Source organism: Streptomyces sp. NPDC001858 (assembly GCF_053594615.1).
Genome location: NZ_JBSFEV010000052.1, coordinates 40,057 through 50,787 on the forward strand (window position 1 = coordinate 40,057; position 10,731 = coordinate 50,787).

General features: G+C 72.3%; 6 protein-coding genes. 3 read left to right on the plus strand and 3 right to left on the minus strand.

Annotation, left to right across the window (positions count from 1 at the left end; translation table 11 throughout):
• Positions 1–342 precede the first annotated feature (342 nt).
• Both ACWCPF_RS40980 and ACWCPF_RS40985 read left to right on the plus strand, forming a co-directional pair.
• Positions 343–2,394, plus strand: coding sequence for a discoidin domain-containing protein (locus tag ACWCPF_RS40980; RefSeq protein WP_451050236.1), 2,052 nt, complete (start codon positions 343–345; stop codon positions 2,392–2,394).
• Between the two features lie 22 nt (positions 2,395–2,416).
• Positions 2,417–3,025, plus strand: coding sequence for a TetR/AcrR family transcriptional regulator (locus ACWCPF_RS40985; protein ID WP_451050229.1), 609 nt, complete (start codon positions 2,417–2,419; stop codon positions 3,023–3,025).
• Positions 3,026–3,064: 39 nt separating this feature from the next.
• Here ACWCPF_RS40985 and ACWCPF_RS40990 read toward each other — a convergent pair whose 3' ends face one another.
• Positions 3,065–5,146 carry a SpoIIE family protein phosphatase gene (locus ACWCPF_RS40990; protein ID WP_451050230.1) on the minus strand — a complete coding sequence of 694 codons (2,082 nt, stop codon included), beginning with the start codon at positions 5,144–5,146 and terminating at the stop codon, positions 3,065–3,067.
• Between the two features lie 139 nt (positions 5,147–5,285).
• Here ACWCPF_RS40990 and ACWCPF_RS40995 point away from each other — a divergent pair, with 139 nt between their 5' ends.
• On the plus strand, positions 5,286–7,823 hold the full coding sequence (locus ACWCPF_RS40995) for a SpoIIE family protein phosphatase (protein ID WP_451050231.1): 2,538 nt from the start codon (positions 5,286–5,288) through the stop codon (positions 7,821–7,823).
• Between the two features lie 49 nt (positions 7,824–7,872).
• On the opposite strand, the gene ACWCPF_RS41000 is transcribed toward ACWCPF_RS40995, so the two are convergent.
• Both ACWCPF_RS41000 and ACWCPF_RS41005 read right to left on the minus strand, forming a co-directional pair.
• The gene (locus ACWCPF_RS41000; RefSeq protein ID WP_451050232.1) at positions 7,873–8,358 is read right to left on the minus strand and encodes an SRPBCC family protein; all 486 of its coding nucleotides are present in this window, start codon (positions 8,356–8,358) and stop codon (positions 7,873–7,875) included.
• A 50-nt stretch (positions 8,359–8,408) separates the two neighbouring features.
• Positions 8,409–10,589, minus strand: a complete 2,181-nt coding sequence (locus ACWCPF_RS41005; RefSeq protein ID WP_451050233.1) for an ATP-binding SpoIIE family protein phosphatase — start codon at positions 10,587–10,589, stop codon at positions 8,409–8,411.
• Positions 10,590–10,731: the final 142 nt, after the last annotated feature.

The window sequence follows — 10,731 nt, forward strand, 5'->3', positions numbered from 1 at the left end:
ACGACGAGGTTTGCGCGGGCCGAGGCACTTTAGACCGACCGGCAAATGGGGGGCGGCGTCGCGGGGCTGGGCACGCGCATCTGCGGCGTTGTCGTCAGTCACCAACGCTCCGCGTTGCCTCCCTCCTCCGCCTTGCGGCTGCACGCACCCAGCCCCGCTCCTTCTCCCACCCCCCATTTGCCGGTCGGTCTATCAGGTCAAGCGTCCCGGACTATTGACTCGGAACGGCGGCAGTCCGCATTCTCGTCGCACTATCTTGCGTCGGTCATGACAATCTCATGGGCAGTCAGCACGCCCTCGTCGACCGCGCCTTCCCGTCGACCGAGGGAGTGGGCTGTGACCATGACCCGACGCCCGTACCGCAGACGCCCTGTCACCGTCGTCTCGCTGCTCCTGCTCGTCCTGGCCACGATCCTGGGGCCGGCCCAGAGTTCGGCCGCCGGTACCGACTGGTGGACGCCGACGGCCCGGCCGGCCCCCGACTCCCAGATCAACGTCACCGGCGAGCCGTTCACCGGCACCGACTCCGCCGGGGACGTGCGCGGCTTCGTCGACGCGCACAACCATTTGTTCTCCAACGAGGCGTTCGGCGGACGGCTGATCTGCGGCAAGGTCTTCTCCGAGGCCGGCGTCGCCGACGCGCTCAAGGACTGCCCCGAGCACTACCCCGACGGCACCCTCGCGCTCTTCGACTACATCACCCACGGCGGCGACGGGCGGCACGACCCCGTCGGCTGGCCCACCTTCACCGACTGGCCGGCCTACGACTCGATGACCCACCAGGCCAACTACTACGCCTGGGTGGAGCGGGCCTGGCGCGGCGGGCAGCGGGTGCTCGTCAACGACCTCGTCACCAACGGCATGATCTGCTCGATCTACCCGTTCAAGGACCGCAGTTGCGACGAGATGACGTCGATCCGGCTCCAGGCGAAGCTGACCTACGACCTCCAGGCCTACATCGACAAGCAGTACGGCGGCGCCGGCAAGGGCTGGTTCCGGATCGTCCTCGACAGCGCCCAGGCGCGTGAGGTGATCGAGCAGGGCAAGCTCGCGGTCATTCTCGGCGTGGAGACCTCCGAGCCGTTCGGCTGCAAGCAGATCTTCGACATCGCGCAGTGCAGCAAGGCGGACATCGACAAGGGCCTGGACGAGCTGTACGCGCTGGGCGTGCGCAGCATGTTCCTGTGCCACAAGTTCGACAACGCGCTGTGCGGCGTCCGCTTCGACGAGGGCGGTCTCGGAACGGCCATCAACGTCGGGCAGTTCCTGTCGACCGGCACCTTCTGGCAGACCGAGAAGTGCACCACCGCGATGCACGACAACCCGATCGGGACCGCCGCCTCCGAGGCGGAGGCGGATCTGCCGGCGGGCACCGAGGTCCCGGCCTACGACGAGGACGCGCAGTGCAACACCCGCGGTCTCACCGACCTCGGCGAGTACGCCGTACGCGGCATGATGCAGCGCAAGATGATGCTCGAGATCGACCACATGAGCGTCAAGGCCACGGGCCAGGCCCTCGACCTTTTCGAGGCCGCGAACTACCCCGGCGTGCTCTCCTCCCACAGCTGGATGGACCTGGACTGGACCGAGCGGGTCTACTCCCTCGGTGGTTTCGTCGCCCAGTACATGCACGGCTCCGAGGACTTCGTCAGCGAGGCGGAGCGCACCGAGGCGCTGCGCGACGAGTACGGCGTCGGCTACGGCTACGGAACCGACTTCAACGGCATCGGCGACCACCCCGCCCCGCGCGGAGCCGACGCCGCGAACAAGGTGACCTACCCCTTCACCAGCGTCGACGGCGGCTCGGTGATCGACCGGCAGACCGTGGGGCAGCGCACCTTCGACTTCAACACGGACGGCGCCGCGAACGTCGGCCAGATCCCCGACTGGATCGAGGACATCCGGCTCGTCGGCGGCCAGGAGGTGGTGGACGACCTCTTCAAGGGCGCCGAGTCCTACCTCGGCACCTGGGGCTCGACCGAACAGCACCAGGCGTCGGTCGACCTCGCCAAGAGCAAGGCGGCCACGGCCAGTTCGTCCGAGTCGAACCCCTTCACCAGCTACCAGCCCGGCCGGGCCGTCGACGGCGACGACGCCACCCGCTGGGCCAGCGACTGGAGCGACGACCAGTACTGGCAGGTCGACCTGGGCGCCACCCACCGGGTCTCCCGCGTCACCCTCGACTGGGAGCGCGCGTACGGCAAGTCCTACCGCGTCGAACTCTCCACCGACGGCACGACCTGGACGACCGCCTGGTCCACCACCGCGGGCGACGGCGGCCTGGACACGGCGAAGTTCACCGGCGCCCCGGCCCGCTACGTCCGGGTGCACGGCCTCGACCGGGGCACGGACTGGGGATACTCGCTGTACGAAGTGGGCGTCCACAGCGCCTGAGGCACGAGAGCGGGGGACACGCATGGCACGCATGCCGTCGGCCGAGCGGCGCAGACAGCTGACGGAAGCGGCGATCAGGGCGATGGCCCGGGACGGCGTCCCCAAGACGACCACCCGGTCCATCGCCGCCGAGGCCGGCGTGTCCCTGAGCGTCTTCCACTACTGCTTCGACTCCAAGCAGGCCCTCGTCGAGTCCGTCATCACGACGCTCACCGGCCACTCGGTGAGCGTCGTGAAGGAGGCGCTACGGCCCAGGGCCACCCTGGAGGAGACGGTCCGGGCCGGTTTCGGGGCGTACTGGGACCACGTCCGGGCCCACCCCGACGCGCACATGCTGACCTACGAGCTCACCCAGTACGCCCTGCGCGAGCCCGGGTTCGAGCACCTGGCCCGCCGCCAGTACGAGCTCTACGAGGAGGCGTACGCCGAACTCATCGAGACGCTGTGCGCGAGCATGGACCTCCGGCTCGGCGTCCCCGTCCAGGTCCTCGCCCGCTACCTGGCCGCCATGACCGACGGCCTGACCCTCAACTATCTGGTGCTCGGCGACGCGGAGGCCTGGACCGGCATTCTCGACACGGTCACCGCGCATATCGCCGGACTGGTGACGACCCGCGACCAGGCCGTCTGATCCGCGCGGGGAGGTCCCGACCCGCGGGTCGTGCCCCGGTCACGGGGCGTCGGTCGCCACCGCCCGGGCGACCAGCAGGGCGACGTCGTCGTGGTCTTCCGGGTGGCGCAGGCCGTACAGCAGGAGGTCGCAGATCTCCTCCAGGGGACGGTCGGGTTCGTCCAGGAAGTTGAGGAGGACCGCCAGCCGGTCGTCGATGGGATGGTGTCGCGTCTCGACCAGGCCGTCCGTGTAGAGGACGAGCAGATCGCCGGGGGCGAACTCGGTCGTCGTGGTCTCGAAGGCGACGCCGCCGACGCCCAGCGGAGCCCCCGGGGGGAGTTCGAGCAGGCTCGGGGCCCGGCCCGGGCGGGCCAGCGCGGGCGGCATGTGCCCGGCGTTGGCGATGCGGCACTGCCCGGTGTGCGGGTCGTACACGGCGTACAGACACGTGACGATGTAGTGCTCCAGATCGCAGGTGATCTTGTCCAGGTGCTGGAGCACGGCGCCCGGGTCGAGGTCGAGGTCCGCGTAGGCACAGGTGGCGGTGCGCAGCCGGCCCATGGTGGCGGCGGCGTCGATGCCGTTGCCCATGACGTCCCCGACGACCAGCGCGGTCTTGTCGTCGGTCAGCGGGATGACGTCGTACCAGTCGCCGCCCACCTCGCTGGTGGCCTGGGCGGGCTGGTAGCGGGAGGCGAGCTCCAGACCGGTCTGACAGGGCGGGTGGTCGGGCAGCAGACTGCGCTGCAGGGTGAGCGCGGTGTTGCGCACGCTCTGGAACCAGCGCGCGTTGTCGATGGCCACGGCCGCCCGCCCGGCCAGCTCACTGGCGAGGATGACGTCGTCCTCGTCGAACGGCAGCGGGTTGCGGGTGCGCTTGAGGTCGAAGGCGCCGAGCACCTCGCCGTGCGCGATCAACGGCACGGCGAGATACGAGTGCACCCCGGCCCGGGCCAGCAGCGAGCCCGCCTCCGCGTCCCGGGCGATGCGGCGCAGATCCCGGTCGCCGACATGCCGCACCAGGACCGGCCGCCCGGTGTGCACGCACAGGGTGACCAGCCGGTCGCCGTCGTAGGCGGCGAGGTCGCCGGGAGGGTCGGCGGCGCGCAGCGCCACCGTGGGGTGGCTCGCCTTGAGCGCGAGGGCGCGGAACAGCTCCGGGCCGTTGTCCGGCCGACGGGAGCGGCGGCAGGCCAGCGCGGAGTCCAGGACGTCCACGGCGACCACGTCGGCGAGCTGGGGGACGGCGATCTCGGCCAGCTCGTGCGCGGTCCGCTCCACCTCCAGCGTGGTGCCGACCTTGGTGGAGGCCTCGGCGATGAGGGCGAGTCGGCGCCGGGCCCGGTCGGCCTCGGCGGCCGCGCGGTGCCGTTCGGTGACGTCGACGACCGAGGCGGCCGCGCCCAGGATCCGCCCGCCGGGGTCCTCCAGCCGGTAGAAGGACAGGGACCAGGCGTGCTCGTGCTCGGGATCGGTCTGCGGCCGGCCCACGTGGTACTGGTCGAGCAGCGGAGTGCCGGTGGTGAGCACCTGGCGCAGCGCCGACTCGATCGTGTCCACGTCGGGCAGCGGCAGGGTCTCCCTGAGGAGACGGCCGACGTGGTCCTCGGCATGGATGCCGTCGATGCGCTCCAGCGCCGGGTTGACCAGGACGTAGCGCAGTTCGGGGTCCAGCAGGGCCAGCCCGATCGGGGACTGGTTGATCAGCCGCTCGCACAGGGCCAGATCCGTCTCCAGGCGCTGGAGCAGGCCGTGGTCGGCGGCGATGCCCAGCGCGTAGACGCCCCCGAGGTCGTCCTGGAGCCGCATGTTGCGGAACTCCATCAGCCGGCTGCTGCCGTCCTTGTGCCGGATCGGGAAGGCGCCGGCCCAGCTCCGGCCCGTCTCCAGCACCTCCGTGAACAGCCGCACCACCGACTTCAGATGCTCGGGGTGGATGAACAGCCGCGCCGCGTACTTCCCGAGGGCCTCCTGCGCGGTGTACCCGAACAGATCCTCCGCCTGCGGGGTCCAGAAAACGATGCGTCCGTCGGCGTCGACGACCATGGCGGCCACGCTCAGCATGTCCAGCAGACCGGTGGGCGGGGGCGCCCCGGGACGGTACGGGTCGCCTTCGGACCGGATGGGTTCGGCTGTCATCGCGGATCCTCCTCCAGCACCTCCATGCTGCGCCTCGCCCGGCCGGTCCGGTAGCGGGGTGCTCCCGGGAGGGCGGTCCGGCGGCGCCGTGCGCATCGGGCGGACAAGCAGGACCATGGTCGTGTAGAGGACGGCACCCATGGATTCTGCGGATTCTGCGCGAGAAGCTCCCGAGGCCGGAGCCGAGGCCGCCGCCACGGCCGAAGCCCCGGCCGAAGGCGAGGCCCCTGCGCCCGCGGGGGCACCGGATCTCCTCGACGCGTCCACCGACGCGGCGGCGATCCTCTCCGCTGACGGCGTCGTCGTCGGCTGGACGCGAGGCGCGCAGGCGCTGCTCGGCCGCCCGCCGTCGGAGGTGGTCGGCCGCTCCGCGGCGGCCCTGACGGCGATGGCCCGCGACCCGGCCCGGGTGGCCGCCGTCGCCGCGCGGTGCCGGGCGGGCATGGGGTGGAGCGGTGTCATCGGCCTGCGGCACCGCGACGGCCGTACCGTCGAGGTCGACCTGCGGGTCTCCGCGTCCTTCCGGATCGGCGACGAGGAGTGCTTTCTGCTCTCGGCACGCGAGCAGAGCCGGCCCTGGGCGGCGGGCCGGTCCGTCCTCGACGGGTTCCTGACCCGGGCCCCGGTCGGGATGGCGGTGATGGATCCGGGGCTGCGGTACGTCTGGCTGAACGACACGCTGGAACGCTTCGGCGGCGTCCCCCGCGAACAGCGGCTGGGCCGACGGCTCAGCGAACTGCTCCCCGGGCTCCAGGCGGTCACCCTGGAGGGGCTGATGCGCAAGGTCCTGGAGACCGGCGCTCCGGTCACCGACTACGAGTACCTGGGCTGGAGCTGGGCCGATCCCCACCGGCAGCATGCCTACTCGACGTCCTTCTTCCCCCTGACGGGCGTCGACGACTCCGTCACCGGGGTGTGCTACATGGTCCAGGACGTCACCGAGCGGTGGAACGCGCGACAGCTGCTGGCGCTGGTCAACGAGGCCGGGACCCGCGTCGGCACGACCCTGGACGTGATGCGCACGGCGCAGGAACTCGCCGACTTCGCCGTCCCCCGCTTCGCCGACTTCGTCATCGTCGACCTCCTGGAGCCGGTGCTCAGCACCGAAGGGCACGGCGCCTGGCTGACCGACGCCGGACCGGCCCCCGCCCGGCCGGAGATGCGCCGCGCGGGGATGAGATCGGTGCGGGAGGGCTGTCCGGAGGCGGTGGCCCGCGTCGGCGACCGGGTGGACTTCCTGCCGCCGCCGCACGACGCGAACCTGCTCCTCCACGGCGAGCCGATCCTCATCCCCGTGCTCGACCCGTCCGACCGGCTGTGGGCCACCGAACAGCCCGAACGGGCCGAGAGCATCCGCGCCTTCGGACTGCACTCCCTCATCTCCGTGCCCATGCGGGCCCGCAACACCGCCCTCGGCCTCGCCACCTTCGTACGCTCGCTCAATCCGGTGTCGTTCCGGCCCGACGACGTCCTGCTGGCCCGGGAGTTGGTGGCGCGGGCGGCGCTGTGCGTGGACAACGCCCGCCGGTACACCCGTGAGCACACGGCGGCGGTCACCCTGCAGCGCAGCCTGCTGCCGCACGCCCTGGCGGGCGGCACGGCGCTGGAGGTGGCCTCCTCGTATCTGCCGGCGGACCCCACGGACGGCGTCGGCGGCGACTGGTTCGACGTGATCCCGCTGTCCGGGGCACGGGTGGGTCTCGTCGTCGGCGACGTGGTGGGGCACGGCATCGCCGCCGCCGCGACCATGGGCCGACTGCGCACCGCCGTGCAGACCCTCGCCGACATGGAGATGCCGCCCGACGAGCTGCTGGCCCACCTCGACGACCTCGTGCTCCGGCTGAGCGTGGAGCGCAGCGACGACGCGACGGACCCGGCAGACCGGCAGAGCACGACCGCCTTCATCGGGGCGACCTGTCTGTACGTCGTCTACGACCCGGTCACCCGCCGGTGTGCGATGGCCCGGGCCGGACACCCGCCGCCGGTCGTCGTCGCCCCCGACGGGCAGGTGTCGTTCCCGGAGCCCCCGGCCGGGCCCCCGCTGGGGCTGGGCGGGATGGCGTTCGAGGCCACCGAGATCGAACTCGCCGAGAACAGCCTGATCGGCCTCTACACCGACGGCCTCATCGAGGGCGCCGACCGCGACCTGGAGCGGGGCATGTCCCGCCTCGGCGAGCTGCTGGCCCGGTCCGACACCGCGTCGGCCGAGCTGGCCGAGCTGTGCACCTCGGCCGTGCGACAGCTCGTGCCGGTGCCCCAGCCCGACGACATCGCCCTGCTCATGGCCCGCACCCACGCCCTGGACGCCGACCGCGTCGTCTCCTGGGAGGTGCCCGCGGACCCGGCCGCCGTCGCCGACGTCCGCGCCCGGGCGACCCGCCAGGTGACGGACTGGGGACTGGGGGAGCTGGCCATGACCTCCGAGCTCATCGTGAGCGAACTGGTCACCAACGCCGTCCGCCACGCCACGCCGCCCATCCGGCTGCGCATGCTGTACGACGCACGCCTGACCTGCGAGGTCGCCGACGCCAGCAGCACGGCCCCGCGGCTGAGACATGCCCGGATCATGGACGAGGGGGGCCGCGGCCTCTTCCTGGTGGCTCAGCTCGCCCATCGGTGGGGAGCCCGGTACACGGCCGACGGAAAGATCATCTGGGCCGAGCAGGAGATTCCCTGAGAGTCGCCGTCACGCGCCGTCATGCGCTGTCGCTCGACGTCGCTCGTCGTCACTCGCCGAGGAGCTTGTCCATCTGGCCGACCGCCTCCTTGAGGCCCTCCTCCATGCCCATGGTCACCAGCTGCTGCATCTGGTCCCGATCGCCGAAGGCGGACCGGATCTCCATCCGGGTGCCGTCCCCGTGCGGGGTCAGCTCGGTGTGGATGGTGGTGGTCGGCATACCGGGGCTCGGGTTTCCATGGTCGTCGGCGAAGCCGTCGGTGAACTCCAGGGACGAGGGCGCGGCGACGGAGGTGACGTGCCACCAGCCGTGGTGCTCGTCGCCCTCGGGGCCCGTCATGAAGTAGGTGACCTCGCCGCCCGGCGTCAGATCGTGCTTCTCGACGGTCGCCGGGTAGGTCGGCGGCCCCCACCAGCGCTCCAGCCGACGGGGATCCGCCCACAGCTGCCAGACCTGGTCGGTCGCGGCCGGGAAGTCGGCGATCAGGGTGAGGGTCAGATGCTCGAAATCCTTGTCCACGCTGGTCACACTCATCTGTCCGGTCCCTTCTGTCTCTCGCTCTGTCTCTCGCTCTGTTCTGTCGGTCATCCGACCTCCCAGGCCGGGAGGCCGGCGGAGTCGCCCAGTTCGGCCCAGACCGTCTTGCCGCCCCGGGAGTGGCGCGTTCCCCACTGCTCGGCGAGCTGGGCGACCAGCAGCAGGCCGCGGCCGCCCTCGTCGAACACCCGGGCCCGGCGCAGATGCGGGGTGGTGCTGCTGGCGTCGGAGACCTCGCACAGGAGGGAACGGTCGTGGATCAGACGCAGCAGGATGGGCGCCCGGCCGTAGCGGACGGCGTTGGTGACCAGTTCGCTGACCACCAGTTCGGCGGTGAAGGAGAGCTCTTCGAGCCCCCAGACGCCGAGCTGCCGGGCGACGTCGGAGCGGGCCTGGGAGACGGCGGCCGGATCGGCGTCCAGCTCCCAGCTGACGACGTGATCGCCGCCGAGGATGCGGGTCCGGGCCAGGAGCAGGGCGACGTCGTCCTCCGGGCGGCTCGGCAGCAGGGCGTCGAGGACGGCGTCGCAGGTGGCCTCCAGCGAGGGGGCCGGCGCGGCGAGGGTCTCCCGGAGCAGGGCGAGGCCGGTCTCGACGTCGTGGTCGCGGGCCTCGATCAGGCCGTCGGTGTAGAGGGCGAGGACGCTGCCCTCGGGCAGGTCGATCTCCGCCGCCTCGAACGGCAGGCCGCCGAGGCCCAGCGGGGGGCCGGCGGGGAGTTCGAGGAGGTCGGCGGTGCCGTCCAGGGCCACCACGACGGGCACCACGTGCCCGGCGCGCGCGAGCGTGCAGCGGCCGGCGACGGGGTCGTAGACGGCGTACAGACAGGTCGCGCCGATCTCCTCGCCGCCCTCCTGCCCGCCCGGCGCCACGACCGTCCCGCCCGCCTGCGCCGCGTCCCCGTCGGTGTCGGTCCCCGGCTCCGGGTCGCTGGAGGCCTCGGCCGACAGCCGCAGGACCACATCGTCCAGATGCGTCAGGAGCTCGTCCGGCGGCAGGTCGATGTCGGCCAGGGTGCGCACCGCGGTCCGCAGCCGGCCCATGGTGGCCGCGGCGTGGATGCCGTGGCCGACGACGTCCCCCACCACCAGGGCGACCCGGGCGCCGGAGAGCGGGATGACGTCGTACCAGTCGCCGCCCACGCCGGCCTGGCCGCCGGCGGGCAGATACCGGCAGGCGATGTCGACGGCCGACTGCCGCGCGGTGTGCCGCGGGAGCAGGCTGCGCTGGAGGGTGAGGGCGGCGCTGCGGGCGTGGGTGTAGCGGCGGGCGTTGTCGACGGCCACCGCCGCCCGCGCGGCGATCTCCTGGGCGAGGAGCAGGTCCTCGTCGTCGAAGGCGCCGGCGTTGCGGTGGCGGACGAACTGGGCGATGCCCAGGGCGGAGTCGCGGGCGCGCAGCGGCACTGCCAGCGTCGCGTGGGCGGCGCCGGCCGGGCCGGAGCGGTGCTGGACCGGCCGTCCGGTGAGCAGGGCGCGCGCCGGCGGTGTGCCGTCCGGCCAGGTGTGCAGCTGCTGCGGCCGGATCGCCGGTTCCGGGACGCCCTCGGCCGCCCGCTGGGCGACGCGGCGCAGCACCAGTGGGCCCTGCGCCTGCGTGTCGTGTCCGCGCAGCGCGGAGTCGAGCAGGTCGACGGTGACGAGGTCGGCGAAGTACTCGGTGGCGAGGTCGGCCAGCTCCTCGGTGGTGCGGACGATGTCGAGGGTGGTGCCGATGCGCAGGCCGGCGTCGTTGACCACCGACAGCCGCCACCGCAGACGCCGGTCCCGCTCCTCCTGGTAGGTCGCCACCCCTTGCTCCGACAGCCGGTCGACGTACCCGGTGGCCGTCTCGACCAGCTGGCGGGCCGCCGTGCTGAGCAGCTCGACGTCGTCCGTGAGCTTGGGCAGCTCGGCCAGCAGCCGGTCGAGGACGACGCCCTGCCCGAGCCGGAACGAGCGCAGCATCACGCTGAGCGGCGATCCGCGCCGGGCCACCCGGCGGGTGCGTTCCAGGTCGATGGCGGAGGTCGACAGCAGGCTCGGCTCGACGCCGTCCTCCAGGCCGGCCAGGGCGACGAGGATGTGCTCGGCGACGCTCTCCGCCATCAGCCGGGCGATGTCCGGGTCGTCCCAGATGTCGGGCACCTCGCGCCGCAGCGCCTGCTGCACGTCGTCGATCAGCCGGTCCGCGCGGAGTCGGACCTCACGCGTGGCACAGGACACGAGTCGGTCCGCAGCGACGTCCACAGTTACGACGGTACGCCGACCGACGCATACCCACTCCCCGTGCTCGTCAGAGGTGCCCTGAAGGGGCGCGGGGAACTGCGCGACCGGCCACGACGGCGCCGCAGCCGAACGACGGCACATCGCGGCACCTCCAGCGGAGCGC

What these genes read in the sequence shown, in the direction of transcription:
- ACWCPF_RS40980 (WP_451050236.1), top strand. Translation starts at nt 343, where the DNA reads ATGACCCGACGCCCGTACCGCAGACGCCCTGTCACCGTCGTCTCGCTG.
- ACWCPF_RS40985 (WP_451050229.1), top strand. Translation starts at nt 2,417, where the DNA reads ATGGCACGCATGCCGTCGGCCGAGCGGCGCAGACAGCTGACGGAAGCG.
- ACWCPF_RS40990 (WP_451050230.1), bottom strand. Translation starts at nt 5,146, where the DNA reads ATGACAGCCGAACCCATCCGGTCCGAAGGCGACCCGTACCGTCCCGGG.
- ACWCPF_RS40995 (WP_451050231.1), top strand. Translation starts at nt 5,286, where the DNA reads ATGGATTCTGCGGATTCTGCGCGAGAAGCTCCCGAGGCCGGAGCCGAG.
- ACWCPF_RS41000 (WP_451050232.1), bottom strand. Translation starts at nt 8,358, where the DNA reads ATGAGTGTGACCAGCGTGGACAAGGATTTCGAGCATCTGACCCTCACC.